An 18,135-nucleotide genomic window follows, 5' to 3' on the forward strand; every position below is an offset into this window, starting at 1 on the left:
TTGAGAAAAGGATTGCAGGTTTAAAAAGTATGCGTAAATTTGTGACGAATTTAAACGTACGTTTTTTTTCGTCATTTCGCTTTTGCCTCCTATCTTTTTTATTCCCAATCAGTTACAAGTCAAAAACAGGTCGTTTTTACCCCTAAAAAACGGGCTTTTTCGTGTTTGCTCGTCTTAGTTCATATATTTCTTATTTATAATCACTTACACCCCTTTCATTTAAGTAGTGCTCGAAGTGTAAATTTGTTGTTTTTGAAGGAATAGCGCGAGAAAGGGGGTAAAAAGGGGCAAAAACTTCTTACAAGTTTACCCGAAATGAGCGATATCGGCACTTACAATGAGGGAAAAGTGGCGTCTTTGCTGGCATAGGATAAGGGATAATCGAGGTCACATAAACTAACGAAGCCCCGGAGATGTAAGTATCTCCAGGGCTTGTTTGTGTCTGCTTTCCACCTTCACAGGCGTACTTGTAGAATGAACTTTATTTCATACTTTAGTATTATTAATCCGACCCCTTGTTCCCCTTCGCAGGTTAATTGATGTTGGTAGAGACGGACGGATGCCCGTCTCTACAACCTCGCGCGGTCGACTTTAGAATTATTTGATTATAAATTGTAATGTTAAGTTACTTTACAATAGCCTTTACAGCTTCTTCACCTTCGATCGATACGACAACTACACCAGCCGGAGCTGCGATTGTTGCATTGTCGGAGTTGATAACTGCATTGGCAACTACCTGGCCTAAGATGTTAGTGATAACAACCTTCTTACCGGCAGCACCTGCGATTTCTACAGCGCCGGCCTTAGCCATTACTCTGACTGTAGCGGCTTCGATGCTTTCGTTGGATGTTGCGCCACCTTCTGTTGTTGTCAGGCTGAATACTTCACCGTCTGTTACGTTGTCAGGTGTCAGGCCGTAACCTGCAACTGAATTATGTTCACCCGTGATGTAGTTGACAACCGGACAGTTGTTGTAGATCTTAACCCAAGCACCATTCCAGGAACCGATAGCTGAATTTCCATCCAGGTTAGACTCGATCAGGAAGTTGTCTGTGTCACCTTCATTAGCATCTTCGATCAGACGGAAGGAGAACGACCAGTTGTTGTGCTTACCTGTTGTGTATTCTCTGCGATCTGTGTTTGCAGGATCAAACAGCTTACCCGGGATCAGTTTGCCTTGTTCGTTCTTCAGGTCTGCCAATGTCTTGCCATTGGTCGGGATGTAGAAGAATTCTCCGGCCTTAACGGTACCTTCACCTAAGAATGCGTTGATCTTAGCTGCGTTTTCAGGAGTGATCACCATGTGTACACCTTCAATGAATCCGAGACGTACGGCATAACCTTTGTATGTGTACATATCCGGATGGTTGTAAGCGTGAGAGCCTTTCGTTACGCTGTCGGCCAGGTTAACCAGGAAGCGACCTGCTGTGTAACCGTTGTAGAATACTACGTGGGTTGCGTCTTCCTTCTGGTCGATAGCATCTTCTACTGATTCGAAGTAGCCATGTGTATTTGTGTTACACCATACGCCGTCGCTAACTGTGTCTTTCTCGATTGCCAACATATATTGCGGCATGCGGGCAGCCATTGCGCGGAGCGGTTCTACGATGAATACCTTAGACTCGTCGCTTGCGTTCATTTTTTCCTGAGCCAGGCCTAAGTAGCTGAAGCCGTCGATTACGTTGGAAGCAGGTGCTCCTGTTTCGTTGGTCTTGTCTTCAAACAATTTCTGGTCAACGTTTCCTACCGTACGGAAGAAGTTAACGTTTGCTTCAGGGATCGAGCGATACAACGGACGATCGTTTTCTTTCAGTGCGAATGCGGAAACCCGATCGTTCGGATTGTTGTTCAATGTATTGTATTCGACATAACCGTTTGCATCCACTACACTGGCACGACGGTAGCCATAATACCAGTCTTCACAACAGTTGTTGATACGCGTGTCGATCAGTGCATAGCAAGTAGCGTCGCCGTCAACCTGGTCGTTCTTCAGATAGAAAGAAGACAGAATAGCGAGGCCGTTTGCACGGATGTCCTTGATACCTCTCGCGATATAGTAACCGTTAGCAGCTTCGGCTGTATTCATAGCTACATAAGTCGTGTCGTTGTCAATCAGGTTGACATCTTTTACTTTCAGTACATAGCGCTGACGTACCAATTGAGGCAATACTACTCCGCTGTTTGCATCGAGTACACCGGCACCGTAACCGAATTCATTCAATGTCATCTTAGTGCCATTGTAAGCATAAACAGTGTCTAATTCGTAGTAAGAATTGTCACCAGTCGTTACTTTCAACAGTTCGTTAGACTGTACATTCAGATACTTGTCACCATTGTTATGGTTGTAGCGTAATGCATAGTTCGTGTAAGGCAGAACTTCCGGTTCGATATAGCCATAACCGTGGTATCTGCTTGTCAGAGCGGTCTTGTCTTCAACCGGTTTGATTTCGTAGTTGTCAGTCAGAAGTAACCGGCCACTCGGTATCATTCTTTCAGTTGTCATATAGTTTCCGAAGTAGTCGCCATACGTGTTATCGATGATAAAGTAGCGTCCGTCTTCTTCATACAGCTGACCTGTAAAGAGATCATTGCATGGCGCTCCGAATTCGCGGTTGTGGATTGTAACCAGGTCGCCGCAGTCGCTACCATACTTTTCAACAACCCACATGGTTGCCGGCATCTGTTTGTAGTCCTGAGCATCCAGTTCTTCAACATCGTACATCAACATACCGTAGAAGTTATCAACGAGGTATCTTCCTGCATTCACTCCGTCTTTAGCCTTGATCGTGTACAGACCCGGATTCAGGGTTGCACGTTTCAGGTGTGTGAATTTATTGTTGAATGCCATACGACATTTCAGAGGTCTTGCATCTGCAGCGTCAGCGATAGCAGCTGTCAGGCAGTTGCCGGAATTGCTAAGGTCTTCGAGTTTCAATACGATTTCAGTACCGTTGTTTGTCCAGGAGTTACTTGCCTGTGAAGCGTTAGCCTGAACATCCGAACCGTAAGCAAAATGAGTAGCTACCCAAGATTCTGCCCAAGATTTCTTAGCCGTATAGTCTGCTACGCTCTTTTCAGAAGCGTTCAGCGGTTCGATCACCAAGCTGTCCAAAGTAGGATAGTAGGTGAAGTTATAGAAGAAACGGGCACGAAGCGGAGCTGGTGAGCTTGCATTGTAGGTTTCATGTTTCAACTTCAGGTTCGCGTTCATCGGAGAAACCGAATTACCCTGCCAGAAAGCGGTATCGACCATCAGGTAAGTACCTTTCTGATCATTCATGTATTGCAGTTTCATGAAGTGATTTCTGCAGTTGAGCAGGTATTGAGTCTGTGCATTTGCTACGTTATAGGTATTTAACCGGGCTTCTGCATCAGCTAATGCTTTTTCGCAATTATTATATCTTTCCAATGCGGCTTTATAAGCATTTTGAGCATTGATCAGATTTTCGTTTGCAGTAGCGAGAAGGCCTTTAAATAATTTGAGGTTGTTGTAGACTATTTTATAATTATTATAATAGGTCTCTTTTTCCCCGTCAAACGCAGCCAAAGCCATGCTTACTTTTTGCCTATCTCGCCCAGTTAAAACTGACATAGCTGCACTACCTGTAGTTATAGCCGCTTCAATTTTTGCAATGGAGTCTGTTTCGCGATGGAATATATCTTTCTGTGTTAAATAATTATTATTACGTTGCAGGTCTCTGTTATCAATAGATTCGGCAGTTGCAACAATCATCATGGCTACATCATAGGCAGCATCAAATCCATTTTGCAGAGTGGCTAATTCTCCTTCGTTATATTGAATGGTGCTCTCTACTATGTTTTTAAATGCTTGTGCATTAGTCAAATCTGCTTCAGCTCCAGAACTGTTTTCTCCACCATAAAGAGTCCGTTCTGCATCTTCCAAATCGAGTCTTGCAAAATTAGCAGCCATCAAAGCGCTCTCATATTCATCTGGGTTTGTTGTCCCGCCTAATTGGCTAACCGATGCCCGATAGAAGTCGAGGATGGCAGTGTAGTCATCTTCTGCTTGGTAAGCCATGTCTGCATCCATAACACCACCTGTGTTCGGAGTGATTTCAACGGCATCGTCCAGACCTTGTTTACCTTCGAAGAACAGGAATTTAGCCCATTTCTTATCTACGGATGGCTTGTGATAGTCTATCATCGAATTGAAGGCATAAGAGTCCAACGTGATAGGAGCAGCTTCGACCGGTTGGATCTTTAAGGCATGGATCGCTTCCGAGTTGTTGATCATCTCGTTTTTCGAACCTTTGCGTGAGTACACGTAACCGTCATAGCTACGGCTCATTGTGATCACAGAGTCTTTTGTGAAATAGGCATAAGGTGCCACTTCTCCGAAGTCACTGCTGTTCTGAGAGTCGGTGTTATACCATTCCCAGTTTTCAACACAGCTTTTAACCATCCAGCTCGGATCTCCCAAGGCTTGGTTTTGATAGTTAGTCGAAGCGGCAAATGCAGGATCGAATGTCAATTCTACGTTTGTCTCTTTGTTGATGAATTTCCATTTGCCACCACCGACAGTATTATCTTCATCATAGACCAACTTCCACAAAGAAGGATTCAACGGCGCATTTTCAGCCGGGACCAAACGCAAGTAAAGCTTACCTGTCATCATGTCGCGATACTGAACCAATACTTCTTGCTTGCTGGGGTTGGGTCTGTCAGCCTGCATGTAACGTGGGTTGTAGTGAGTTGATGTTCTCAACTGGTACCATTTGTCAGATTGAATCTGATTCACGGTCTTAGTTGGAAAAGCAGCTCTTACATCAGCTCTACGAAACTCATAAGGTCTTTCAGGAACCGCAGCGTTCGTAGCTACTGAACCGGCTACCAGGGCGGTAGCCATCAGAGTAGAAAACAATTTGTTCATAATCCAATTAATTTAATTAATAAAAAAATATTTGAGCATCTATAAATTCTCTATCTTATGTACGCACGTATCTGGATGTTGAAATTCTGTAATTTGACTACAAATACGTACGTTTATTTTAGTCATTTTTTGAGGGTTCGTCCGGCTAAACGGGTTTTTTGTACTTGGTAAGCTATCTGATTGATAAGAAAGAATATAGAAAAAGAAAAATTCTTTGGCAAAAGGGTTGCCGGTTTAAAAAGTATGCTTATTTTTGTGACGAAAATAAACGTACGTTTTTTTCGTCATTTCCTTTTGGATATCCTATCTGATTTATTACCAATAAGTTATAAGTTGATTTGTGGCTGTTTTTATCTTTGAAAAACAGGCGTTTTCTGAATTTTTGCAATTACTCATATATTTCTTATCTATAGTTATTTACCTCGTTGTGTTGAAGTAATACTGCAAGTGAAAAAGTGCGGTTTTTGGAGAAAAGTGGGTAAATTAGGGTGGAAATGAGGGGCGGGTAGTGCTGAATTATGGATTTTGGGTTATGATTTATGATTAAACTGCTGTTTTGGCTTTTAACTTCCATTTTTAATTTTCAATTAATTTCTCTGGCTTTCGTATTTACAGAATGCAAATGAGCGCGGAATAACGCAGACTATTTTTTCTATTATCTGCGTTATTTCGCGCTCGTTTGTGTCATCAGCGTCCGGTAAATACGGACTTAGCTGTTGATTATTTTGCCGGCTGGTCGGTCATCGTGAATACCAGATTGCCGCCGTCCATGATGTCTTTGTGGCTGATGGTCAGGCCGGTTACCGGTTTGCCGTTGAGCTCGACGGATTTTACGTATTTATTGGCTTTCGACAGGCTTTTGGCTTCAACAGTGAAAGTCTTATTTCCGGGGAGTGAAAGCGAAACCTTTTCTATCTGTGGTGCGCCCAGCACATATTCGCCGCTGATCGGGTTGACAGGATAGAAGCCCATGGCCGAGAAAATATACCATGCAGACATCTGGCCGCAGTCGTCATTGCCGCACAGCCCGTCCGGTTTGGCGAGATAGAAACGGTCGAATATTTCACGGATTACCTGCTGCGTTTTCTCCGGGTGACCGGCGTAACTGTAGAGGTAAGCGACGTGGTGGCTCGGTTCGTTGCCGTGCGCATATTGTCCGATCAGGCCCGTAACATCCGATACGAAGCCGGTGTTTTCAGCCGTACTTTCCAGGAAGAACAGGGAATCCAACTTCGTCACAAAGGCTTCGTTTCCGCCCATGAGGTCGATCAAGCCTTGTACGTCGTGCTGTACGTGCCAGGTGTATTGCCAGGAATTGCCTTCCGTAAAGTCGCCACCCGATGAGCTGGCGTGTGACAACAGGAAGGAGTTGAACGGCGTGCGCCAGTTTCCTTTGGAGTCTTTTCCCCGCATCAGCTTGAGTTCCGGGTCGAACAGGTTCTTATAGAATCCGGCACGTTTGGAGAAGTGCTCGTAATCTTCCGTCTTGCCTAATGCTTTTGCCATCTGGGCGACACAATAATCGTCATAAGCGCATTCCAATGTCTTGGAAACGGATTCGGTATCGATGATATCGAACGGGAAGTAACCGTATTTCTCGAACGTTTCCCAATCGGAGTTGTAATGGCTCACGGTCGCACTGGCTTTGACCGCCTCATAAGCCTTTTCTGCGTCAAATCCTTTGAAGCCCTTCAGGTAAGCGTCTACAATCACCGGAATGGCGTGGTTGCCGATCATGCAGAAATTCTCTTTTCCCCACAAAGCCCAGATAGGCAGGAAGCCCTGTATCTGTTGGTGGTCCAGCATTGTCTGGATCATGGCGTCGACTTTATCCGGGTTCAGGATCGTGTACAGCGGATGGGCGGCGCGATAGGTGTCCCAAAGCGAGAACGTTGAATAATATTCGCCGGTCAGGGAGGTGTGGACATTGTCGTCGATGCCCCGGTAGCGTCCGTCGGTGTCGGCAATGTTGTTCGGCTGCATCATCAGGTGATACATGGAAGTGTAGAAGCTGGTCTTTTCGTCTGTCGTTCCTGTAACTTGTGCACGGGCGAGGAGTGCTTGCCACTGGTCGTGCGTTGCCTGGCGGACAGCCTCGAAGTCCCATGCCGGGTTTTCTTTTTGCATGGAGGCAAGCGCACCGTCGATGCCGACGCTCGACATGGCAATTTTTACCTGCACGGCTTCACCCGGTTTCGTGTCGAATTCGAGTACCAGGCGTTTGGCCTTTTCCCCTTTCTCTGCGGGAAGTTCTTCTTTGACCGTGTAAGGATGGTCGAATTTGATGACATAGAAATAATGGCGTGTCACCCAGGCGCGCGTCTGGTTGTGGCCGGTGATCGTCTGGTTGTCCGGCATCTCGATGTCGGCTTCCAGGACATGTGTTTTGAGGCTTTCCACACTGCCGACCATGCCGCGTTGCAGGTCGAGGAGCAGGCGGGCAGGACCTTCGTTCTTGAATGTATAGCGGTGGAGAGCCGTGTGGGCGGTTGCCGTCATTTCTGCATCCACACCGTAGTCCGACAAGGTGACGGCATAGTAACCCGGCGCAGCTTTCTGTGTGGATTTGTCGTATTCGCTTTTATACGTATTATTCTTTATATCGCCGCTGAAGGGGAAAAGCAGGATGTCTCCGAGGTCCGGGCAACCCGTTCCGTTGAGGTGCGTCTGGGCAAACCCTTCGATAAAGTTGTCGTCGTAGTTATATCCCGAACAATACCTCCACGAACCGACGCCGGATTCCGGGCTGGCTTGTATCAGGCCGAACGGGGCACAGGCGCCGGGAAACGTATGGCCGTTATCCGCATTTCCGATAAAAGGATTGACATACTGGCAATAATCTTCTTCGATATTGTCTTTACTTTGCGGTGCAGGGGCGCACGCGCTGACTATCCCTAACAGGGACAGCCCGATCAAAAGGTCCTTCATGAATTAGAATATTATAATTATTATTGTATTGTTATTCCTTTTTCCCGTCTTTCATCTTTTCCCGTATCTTCAAGCGTTTGATCTGCAAGAAACGCAAAAAACCGATCACAAGAACAGTCACTCCGATTACACAGAAATATTGTACATAATCAGGGTCTGCCTTTTTCCCGGGCCAACCGATCACGCTCATCACGATCAGGTATATTAACAGGACTGCTGTTGTGATATTTATTTTCTTCATCGACTCTTCTTGTATTTAAACATGCAAACTTAAAGAAAAAAATTATCTTTGCCGGCCAGAAAGCGCGAAAAGTCAGATTTATGCATATCTTTATCCGCGAATTTAGGATACAATTATGAAAGGCGAATCCGAGATACACTCTTTTAATCAGTTATATTCTGACTATAAAAGTCGTTTTGTCCGTTTTGCCAATACATATGTCGGCGACAGTATGATTGCGGAAGATATAGCGATCGAAAGTCTGATGTATTATTGGGAGAACAGGGGGAATCTTGCGCCCGAATCGAACGTGCCGGCTTATATCCTGACTGTAATCAAGCATAAATGTTTAAACTACCTTCAGCGTTTGCGTACGCAGGAAGATATAGTTGAGTATTTGAAGGATTGTGATACGTGGGAACTGAACTTGCGTATCGCCACCCTGGAAGCCTGCAATCCCGAGAAATTGTTTTCCGACGAAGTGATCAGTTTGGTCACTAAAGCCTTAGAAACATTGCCGGAACAGACGCGTGACATCTTTATCCGCAGTCGCTACAACAACCAAAGCCATAAGGAGATCGCAGATGCCCTGGGCGTCTCGACAAAAACGGTGGAGTATCATGTCACCAAAGCCCTAAAAGTCATGCGTGTAGCCTTAAAGGATTACTTCCCTTTACTGGCATTCTTTCCCCGTTTCTTCTGCTGAGATTTGCTCCCGGCAAATCACCTGTTACAACTTAATTAAAAAAAAGTTTCATTTCAGGTTAGGGATGTTTTCCGCTTATTTGCTTTATAAGTAGAAACGGAAAAAGATGGAAAAAGAAACATTATATAAATTCTTTGACGGAAAAGCATCTCGCGAAGAGAAGGACGCTATTCGCGCTTGGCTGGAAGCCTCTCCTGAAAACGAAAAAGAGCTTTTCAGGGAACGTGAGTTCTTTGACGCGATGATACTGTCGGGAAGCGGCAAGGAGGCGGACAAGGGCAAGAAGGCGCGTCCTTTCTATATGATCGCCATGCTCGAACTGATGAAAATCGCTGCCGTATTTGCGATTACGATTGCTTGCGGAACTTATTACTATACATCGGAAATCCAAAAGATCGGGCAGACGATGAATACGATCACCGTCCCTTCCGGCCAGCGTGTGAACCTGACTCTTCCGGACGGAACGAATGTCTGGCTGAACGCCCGCTCGGAACTGCGCTATCCGGCTGTCTTTACCGGTGACAGACGGGAAATAATCCTGGACGGGGAAGGCTATTTTGAGGTTACTCATAATGTGGAAAAGCCTTTTATCGTACAGACGAGCAAGTGTAATGTGGAAGTGCTGGGAACGAAGTTCAACGTGGAGGCGTACAGTGATTCGGAAGATTTTTGCACTTCGCTGATGGAAGGCTCTGTAAGGGTTTCCAGCACGAAGAACCCGTCGATGAACCTTGTCCTGACTCCCAACCACCAAGCCTCTTTGGTCGACGGACAGTTGCAGGCGAAGTTGATATCCGATTTTGACCTTTTCCGCTGGAAAGAAGGGTTGATCTGCTTTAAGAATATGGACTTCAAGCAATTGATGGCACGCTTTGAGAAATGCTACGGCATACGTATTATTATAGAAAACCAGCAGGTGGGCGATTATGTCTGTAGCGGTAAGTTCCGTATATCGGATGGGATAGATAATGCGTTGCGCATCCTGCAGAGAGACGCGAAATATACATTCGAGCGGAATAAAGACGAATCAGTTGTCTATATAAAATAAGTAATATAACGTAATGTTTAATCTTAAAATGTAATGCCTATGGTTAGAGAGAAAGGTTAACCTTTAAGCAAAAAAATGCCGACAAGCGTCCCCACACTTATCGGCATAGACTTAACACAATTAATTAACTGTATTAATAAACTTGATTTCAAAGATATGAATAAAAAATCTTTGTCGATGTCTGATTTAGTAAAAAGGCCTCGATGTAAACAATTTTTTAGAATCATGAGAATAACCACATTGTTATTATTCGTGTTCATTTTCTGCATGCACGCGGAAAATTCCAATTCCCAGAACGTGAACGTCACAATTAAAAGAAGTAACACGGAACTGGAGAATGTGTTGAACGACATTGAAAAACAAACTGATTTTTTGTTTGTTTACAACAATTTTGTAAACGTCAACAGGAAAGTGTCTGTTAACTTGAAAAAAGCCTCTTTGGAGGAAGTCTTGGCAAACCTGTTCGAAGGAACAGATGTGAAGTATTCCATCGACGGCTCCTACATCCTGCTTTCCGCAGGTGGAACAACGACTGCCATTCCCTTGTCGGCCCAGCAGGGCAAAACAATCACCGGAGTTATTGTGGATGACAACGGTGAACCGGTTATCGGCGCCAATGTTGTCGAAAAGGGTTCGAGGTCGATCGGTACGGTAACCGATGTGGACGGTAAATTCTCTTTGGCACTGAGCAATCCTTCCGCTACGCTGGTTGTGTCTTACATCGGCTATTTGACGAAGGAAGTGCCCGTTGGCAACCAGTCTGCGCTGCGGATTACGTTGGCGGAAGATACCCAGAATCTGGAAGAAGTAGTGGTAATCGGTTACGGTACGGTAAAGAAGAGCGACTTGACCGGTTCTGTCGGCTCCATCCAGGTAGACAAGGTGCAAGGTCTTGCCATCAAATCTGTAGACCAGATGTTGCAGGGACGTACTTCCGGTCTGTATATGGTACAAAACTCCGGTATGCCGGGTGCCAGCTCTACGGTTCGTATTCGTGGTGGTAACTCTATTTCCGGAGGTAACGAACCGCTGTATATCATCGACGGTATGCCGGTTTACCCGAGTGCGGATAACAGCCAGACGGCGTTGAGCCCGTTGAACTCGATCCCGACGTCGGACATCGAGTCGATCGAAGTTTTGAAGGATGCCTCTTCAACGGCTATCTACGGTTCCCGCGGTGCCAACGGTGTTATCATTGTGACGACCAAGAAGGGTAAAAGCGGAAAGACTTCCGTTGCTTTTGATGCTTATTGGGGCATTCAGAATATTTATAAGAAATATGATTTGCTGGATGCCCGTTCATTCGAGAAACTGGCGAATGCTTCCTTGGTAAACTCCGGCGGTGCAGCCGTTTATGACGAAAGCGCACCTCCCGCAACTACGGACTGGCAGGGATTGACGTCTAACGACAATGCGCTGACCCAGAATTACCAGGTGAGTATTTCCGGCGGAAACGACAAGACTTCATTCCTGACCTCTTTCAACTATTTCAACCAGGAAGGTGTCGTCAAGGCGACAGAGATGGAGAAATATGCTTTCCGTGCCAATATCGACCACAAGATATCTTCTACGATTAATTTCGGATTGAACCTGACCATGACGAAGGTTGACAATAACCGGGTCGGGAACTCAATTCTTACGTCCCGTCTGACTACGCCGCCGAACCTGCCCGTGTACGACGAAAACGGCAACTATACGTTCAGCGATGCCAATGGCGTGATCATGTTCGATAACCCGGTTGGCGTATTGAATGAAAAGGTGGACTGGCATACTTCTTTCCGTTCATTGGATAATGCTTTTGTCGAATGGACGATCCTTAAAGGGTTGAAGTTTAAATCTTCATTCGGTATCGACATCGAATATGCAACAAATAAAAGCTACAATCCCCGCTCTGTCTATTCCGGTAGCCAGAGAAGCGGTGAAGCCAAGAAATCGTCTGCCAATACCTATACATGGATTAATGAAAACATCCTGACTTATACGAATACATGGGGAATGCATTCTTTTACAGGAATGGTTGGTTATACGCAGCAGTCTTCTACGTATGACGGCTTCAACGCCGGTTCATACGGTTTCCTGAATGACAACTTGCAAATGAACAACCTGGGATCTGGTACGACTTACACGGCTCCGGGTTCGGATGTGAGGAAATGGGCCTTGAATTCTTATCTGGCACGTGTCAACTATACGTTGAACAATAAGTATTTGCTGACTGCCTCTATTCGTGCCGACGGTTCTTCCCGCTTTGGTAAGGACAACCGTTGGGGATATTTCCCTTCTGCCGCTTTGGCTTGGAGAGCTTCCGAAGAATCGTTCATCAAAGACTTGAATATCTTTAGTAATTTGAAACCGAGAATCAGTTTCGGTATTACGGGTAACCAGGACGGTATCGGTACTTATCCTGCTTATGCATTGCTGGGTTCGACCGGTTATGTAAGCGATGGCGATAAAGTGACCGGTTATTATCCTTCACAGGTTGCCAATACGAACTTGAAGTGGGAAACGACAGCCCAGTTTGACGCAGGTATCGATTTCGGCTTTTTCAATAATCGCCTGACAGTCGTTCTTGACGGTTATATCAAGAAGACGCACGACTTGCTGCTGAATGTTAAGATACCGGGATCTTCCGGCTTCTCTTCCGGACTGAAGAATATCGGTGAAGTGAAAAATAAAGGTTTTGAATTGGCGATCAATGCGACGCCGGTAGAAGGCGATTTCACTTGGAATACAAGTTTGAACCTGACATACAACAAGAATAAAGTATTGGATCTGGGTGATGTCTCTTTCATTTACCCGAGCCAGCCGGGACAGGACGAGACCGGTACGCATCTCGGACGTATCATACAGGTCGGACAGCCGTTGGGAACATTCTACGGATATGTTTATGACGGACTTTTCAGCACGACGGACGATATCAAATCTTCCGCCCAGCCGACAGCCCAGCCGGGAGATATCCGGTTTAAGGACATCAGCGGACCGGACGGCGTTCCCGACGGACAGATCAATGACCTCGACCGTACCATTATCGGTTGTGCACAGCCTAAAGTGTTCGGAGGTTTCAATAATACCTTCTCTTATAAGAATTTCGATTTGAATGTAAATACGATTTTCTCTTTAGGAAATGATGTGTATAACGGTACGAGAGTGATGATGGAAAACATGCAAGGCTCGAGCAATATGTTTGCATCGGTTGTGAACCACTGGACCGAGTCGAACCAGAATGCGGCTTTCCCGCGCCCGCTCCGTTCAAAAGCCGTGATGCGCGTGTCTGACCAGTATGTGGAAAACGGTTCTTACTTCCGTTTCCAGAATATCACGCTGGGCTATAATGTGCCTACCGATTTCTTAAGCTTCACGAAATATGTCTCTGCTTTGCGTGTTTACGCTTCTTTGCAGAACTTCTTTACGATTACGAGCTATTCGGGCGATAATCCGGAAGTGAGTAAATACGGTCAGGATAACCTGGGCGCCGGATATGATGCTTTCTCCTATCCGTTTGCGAAATCAGTGTTGTTTGGTTTGAATGTTAAATTCTAATTGAGTCTAAGTAGTTATGAAAAAGATAGCATTTATAATATTGAGTTCAATCATGATGGGCTCTTGTACGGACATGGACTTGATACCGGAGTCTAATTTGAGTCCTGAAAACTTCTTTAAATCGGAAGAAGATGCAGCGGCGGCTGTTTATGGCACCTACGCTACCTTTGCCGGAAATGATATTTATAACCAGTTCTGGGAAGTATTGCAAAGCCAAGGTACGGATGACAGCGAATGGGGAGGTGGACGTACGACGAATAACCTCGATAAGAATGCCTTGGATAAATTTGAGTTCGATGGAAACACGAACTTAGTCTATTCGGTTTGGGTCAGACATTATGTGGCTGTCAACCACGCTAACTTTGCGATCGAAAACATCTCGAAGATGGGAGACGGCCTGATTAAGCCGGAAGCAAAAAGCCGTCTGATAGGCGAAGCGAAGTTCTTGCGCGCGTTGGCCTATTTTAACCTGGTCCGTACGTATGGCGGAGTTCCTTTGGTATTGAAGGAAACGACATCGCTGGACGGGTTGGAAGTGCCTCGTAATTCGTTGGATGAGTGTTACGCACAGATCATAACGGATTTGCAGGATGCAAAAGCCGCTTTGCCGGTAGTCACGCAGATCCCGACCGGTTATCTGGGACGCGCCACGAAAGGTTCGGCTTCCGCTCTGTTGGCTAAGGTCTATTTGACTCGTGAAGACTATCAGAATGTTGTGAAAGAAACGGCGGAAACGATGCAGATGGGTTATAAGTTGTGGGAGAATTATGCCGACAACTTCGACCTGGAAAAGGAAAACGGGCAAGAGTCTGTTTTTGAAATCCAGTATAAACGGAATACTCCGGGCGTGCTTGGCAGTAACTTCAATGGCTATTACCGTCCTCCTTTCGTGAATATAAACGGTTGGACCGGATATGGTGACGATCCGGTGACACGTAATCATTACGAATGTTATGAGGAAGGCGATTTGCGCCGTGACGTAAATGTCCGCCTGTACACGTTGGAAGAATATCCGAACATGTCTACCAACTATGAGTTCCCTTGCTACGTGAATAAATTCCTGGATTTGTCGCCGCAGGCAATCCGGTCACAGGGGAGCGAAAACAATTATCCGGTGTTGCGTTACTCGGATGTTTACCTGATGCGTGCGGAAGCGTTGAATGCACTTAATCCTTCTGATGCGGAGGCTTATGAGAACCTGAATATAATACGTCGTCGTGCTTTCGGCAAGGACATGAACACGGCTTCCGATATCGACATCAAACCCGGATTAAGCAAAGAGGCTTTCCTGGATGTGATCCTGTTGGAACGTCGCCGCGAGTTCGCGTTTGAAGGGCAACGCCGTTTCGACTTGCTGCGTACGCATAAGTTGAAGGAGGCGATGATGGCTCAGAACCCGACTATCGCTTCAGTCATAGAGGACAAACATTATTTGTTGCCGATACCTGTGACTGAAATGGATGCAAATAAACTGTTGGAACAAAATCCTGGATGGTAATAGCGTATGAAAAGAAGAAATTTTATAAGAAACATTAGTTCTTTAGGCTTGGCATCTGTGGCGATGGGGAAACCCTTCGCCGCAGAGAGTCCCAAAACGGACGCTTCGCCGGGTAAAGCCAAAATACCGGTGTATGACGGTTGGGACGTGATTGTTGTGGGAGGTGGACCTTCGGGATGTGCTGCGGCTACGGCTGCGGCACGCGAAGGTGCCAAAACACTGCTGATAGAAGGAACCGGCGCTTTGGGCGGAATGGGAACATCCGGACTGCTGAATGCTTGGTGCCCTTTCACAGACGGTGAGAAGATTATTTATAAAGGACTTGCGGAACGGGTTTTCAAGGAATCCAAGAAGGGCGTCCCGCATGTCCATTATGATGATTGGGTTCCCATCAACGGCGAGTATCTGAAGGTTGTGTATGATGACCTGGTTACTTCTGCCGGCGTCACCGTTCTCTTTTTCTCTACGATGGCGGCTGTCGAGATGAAGCAAAAAGGTGTCGTGGAGGCGATAACCGTTGCCAACAAGGCCGGCCTGTCGACTTATAAAGCAAAGGTCTTTATCGATTGCACGGGCGACGGCGACCTGGCTGCCTGGGCAGGCGCAAACTTTGTGATGGGCGATGGCGAAGGATCCGTACAGGAAGGAACTTTGTGTTTTACGGTGGCGAATGTCGATCCGTATGAATACTCATTGATCGGGACTGTGCATAGCAATCAAAAGAACAGTCCGGTTCATTCGATGGTAGGCAATCCGAACTATCCGTTAGTGAAGGACCGGCATATGAATGACAAAGTGATAGGCCCCGGATTCCTGGGCTTTAACGCCGGCCATGTCACGGTCGACAGCACGGACCCTGCTTCTTTGACCGATGCCATGATGAAAGGGCGCAAACTGGTACATCAACTGCATAAAGGGTTGGTGGAGTTCACTCCGAAGCCGTTCGGAGCCTCTTTCCTGGCGGGAACATCCAGCCTCATGGGAATACGGGAAAGCCGACGGATCAAATGCGATTACACCTTTACACTGGAAGATTGGTTGGCCCGTCGCGAATTTGAAGACGGCATCGGACGTAACTGCTATTATATCGATGTCCACAAAGAGGGCGCAACGAAATATCCCCGCTATAAAAAGGGAGAGTCGCACGGGATTCCGTTCAGTTGTCTGCTGCCTGCCGACTTGAAGAATGTGATGGTTGCAGGACGCTGTATCTCGACAGACCCTTATGCTCACGGCAGTCTGCGCGTGATGCCTCCTTCCCTGGTAACTGGCGAGGCAGTCGGCGTTGCGGCAGGACAGATTTGCAAGTCCAAATCTCCCGATGTCCATCAGGTGGATATCCAACAATTACGGAAACGTTTACGGGAAGAAGGTCAGTTGATCTGAATCTCTTACTTCTGCTTCAGCTTTAGGGAATAGGCATCGGGCCGGAAACGGATGGGCATCGGATGGAAAACGGATGGGCATCGGTTTCCCGGCCGATGCCTGTCCGTTTATGGAAGGATAACCTTGTAATGCTTCTGGAAGTGGGGCGTCTCGATTTGTAAGATATAGATTCCCGGTTTATTGGAAACCGGAACGGACGCTGAACCTTCCCGTATCTTTTTATATAAGAGGCAACTTCCACTTATATCGGTGAGTTTGATATATCCCGGCTCCGGTATGTTTTGCAGGTAAAGCTGTCTGTCTTTTATAAGGTAATGGATATTGCCTGTTTTTAGGTTTGTAAGCCCGGTGCTTTGTTTATCCGGTGCGGGCTCGGCATTGTATGGGGCTAAAGGGGCGTTTGTCCGTATCATATTGGCTGTTTTGGCGGACAGATCGGACGATACGTTTATATGGGTTTCGGATGAGGCCTTGACGAAGAAGGCGGAGAATGGCAGTAAAGCATAGTCGCCGTTGAGGGGATAAGCCGTGTAGCCGGAACTGCTGTACACATAAACATATCCGTCCAGCGCCTCATTCTTCTCGATTTGTGATAAGGGGAGCGGGGCCGGTAAAGGATTGCCACATAAATACCAGCCGTAGTTCTCCCGGTTCCAGGCGGTCATGCCGGTAGCCAAAGGGATGCTTAACGTGCCGGTGTTGGCAAAATCTTCGGGAATATCGCCGGGGCGGGAGGAGAACGACAGTGTCTTGTTCGTCGCTTGGCTGTCTAATGCGATCAGATAGCCTCTGTTCTTTTCAAATATGGGAATGTCATCGGAACGAACCGGAACGACTTCCCAGTTCCCGTTTGGGCGATTGGCCGATGCGCGTTTATCTCCGTTGTAACACTGGACATACAGGAAGTTCCCTCCGGCATTCGGAGTGCCGTCTTTCTGATTAAAGCGGGAATCTATGCCGGAAGGATAAACATCGAAAGGGAAAGATATAAAATACCATTTCCCTGTTTCCTCGAAAGTCTTATGAACGGTTATGCAGTCGGAGATTGCGATTGCTCCTCCCGACTGGATGGAAGCTTCGGCTTCAAACAGTTCCAAATGATTCGCCATAAATTTTGTTCCCGGGTTGATTTGCAGATTGCCGGAACTGATCGCGGCAGCATTACAATAGGTGTCGGCAGTGATAGAGACATTTCCCTTTATCAGTGCGCTGCGGTGTCGGAGCGGGGGAAGATGCGACCAGCGGATCGTGTCGTTCCAGTTACCGGTGCCGGTAAAAAGCGAGTGGGTTGGGATGGTGCCGGATGCAAAGGCGTATTGCAGGCAATAGTAACCATTAGGATCAGTACCGGTAGCAGAAAAGAAATCTATTTTTAACGGAGTGTTTGGGATGATAAGTGCATTATATGGACATGCGATGTTACTATCAGTGATTTTTGCAATAACCTGTACGGATGTGTCCTTTTCGGTATAGATACGCATGCTTAGGTTGTTGCCTCTATTCAGATAGTTCCCTCCGTAAAAGATTTCAGCTGTTACATCCGAATAAAGAGTCGGGGTGTATTTTTCAAACCTGACGGCACTTCCTAAAGGCATTCTTAATCCCATTTTTCCTCCCAGTTTGTCAATGTTGACGGAAGATACGTCGAGAATCTGAGTTCCTCCTTTTGCTGAATATCCCCAATTATCCCATTCCGAATCCCCGAATGTCTGTAGCCTGAATGTGTCGGATACAAGCGTATTGTCGCTGCTGTTTACAAAACTTTCCCATGAAGATGGATCGGAAACTTGCGCTTGAAGTGAATAACCGGTACCGAAGAATAGAATCTTAACAAGTGCGCATTGAACAAAGTGCATGACTTTCTTTTTCATAGTTAATACTATTTTGGATTGTTATTATGGTTGCAAATATACATAAATAA

The 18,135-nt window shown here is 46.3% G+C and carries 9 protein-coding genes; 5 read left to right on the plus strand and 4 right to left on the minus strand.

Annotated elements, in window-relative coordinates; genetic code table 11:
- Window positions 1-625: 625 nt before the first annotated feature.
- From DWU89_RS13765 to DWU89_RS13775, 3 genes are all read right to left on the minus strand, one after another.
- On the minus strand, window positions 626-4,891 hold the full coding sequence (locus tag DWU89_RS13765) for a DUF6383 domain-containing protein (protein WP_147292119.1): 4,266 nt from the start codon (window positions 4,889-4,891) through the stop codon (window positions 626-628).
- A 720-nt stretch (window positions 4,892-5,611) separates the two neighbouring features.
- Window positions 5,612-7,819 (minus strand): GH92 family glycosyl hydrolase, encoded by a 2,208-nt coding sequence (locus tag DWU89_RS13770; RefSeq protein ID WP_115500211.1) that lies wholly within the window; start codon window positions 7,817-7,819, stop codon window positions 5,612-5,614.
- Window positions 7,820-7,850: 31 nt separating this feature from the next.
- Window positions 7,851-8,060: a hypothetical protein gene (locus DWU89_RS13775; RefSeq protein WP_115500212.1), complete on the minus strand. Its 210-nt coding sequence runs from the start codon at window positions 8,058-8,060 to the stop codon at window positions 7,851-7,853.
- 115 nt (window positions 8,061-8,175) lie between these two features.
- Between DWU89_RS13775 and DWU89_RS13780 the strand changes: the two genes are divergently transcribed.
- The 5 genes from DWU89_RS13780 (at window position 8,176) to DWU89_RS13800 (ending at window position 16,214) form a co-directional block, all read left to right on the plus strand.
- On the plus strand, window positions 8,176-8,745 hold the full coding sequence (locus DWU89_RS13780) for an RNA polymerase sigma-70 factor (RefSeq protein WP_115500213.1): 570 nt from the start codon (window positions 8,176-8,178) through the stop codon (window positions 8,743-8,745).
- Window positions 8,746-8,851: 106 nt separating this feature from the next.
- Window positions 8,852-9,793 carry a FecR family protein gene (locus DWU89_RS13785; protein ID WP_115500214.1) on the plus strand — a complete coding sequence of 314 codons (942 nt, stop codon included), beginning with the start codon at window positions 8,852-8,854 and terminating at the stop codon, window positions 9,791-9,793.
- Between the two features lie 225 nt (window positions 9,794-10,018).
- A complete protein-coding gene (locus tag DWU89_RS13790; protein WP_244205913.1) occupies window positions 10,019-13,330 on the plus strand; it encodes a TonB-dependent receptor in 3,312 nt (1,103 codons plus the stop codon).
- 16 nt (window positions 13,331-13,346) lie between these two features.
- A complete protein-coding gene (locus tag DWU89_RS13795) occupies window positions 13,347-14,828 on the plus strand; it encodes a RagB/SusD family nutrient uptake outer membrane protein (protein ID WP_115500215.1) in 1,482 nt (493 codons plus the stop codon).
- Window positions 14,829-14,834: 6 nt separating this feature from the next.
- The gene (locus DWU89_RS13800) at window positions 14,835-16,214 is read left to right on the plus strand and encodes an FAD-dependent oxidoreductase (protein WP_115500216.1); all 1,380 of its coding nucleotides are present in this window, start codon (window positions 14,835-14,837) and stop codon (window positions 16,212-16,214) included.
- A gap of 107 nt (window positions 16,215-16,321) precedes the next feature.
- Here DWU89_RS13800 and DWU89_RS13805 read toward each other — a convergent pair whose 3' ends face one another.
- A complete protein-coding gene (locus DWU89_RS13805) occupies window positions 16,322-18,085 on the minus strand; it encodes a T9SS type A sorting domain-containing protein (protein WP_115500217.1) in 1,764 nt (587 codons plus the stop codon).
- Window positions 18,086-18,135 lie beyond the last annotated feature (50 nt).

The sequence above is a fragment of the Parabacteroides acidifaciens genome (genome assembly GCF_003363715.1).
Lineage (GTDB): Bacteria > Bacteroidota > Bacteroidia > Bacteroidales > Tannerellaceae > Parabacteroides > Parabacteroides acidifaciens.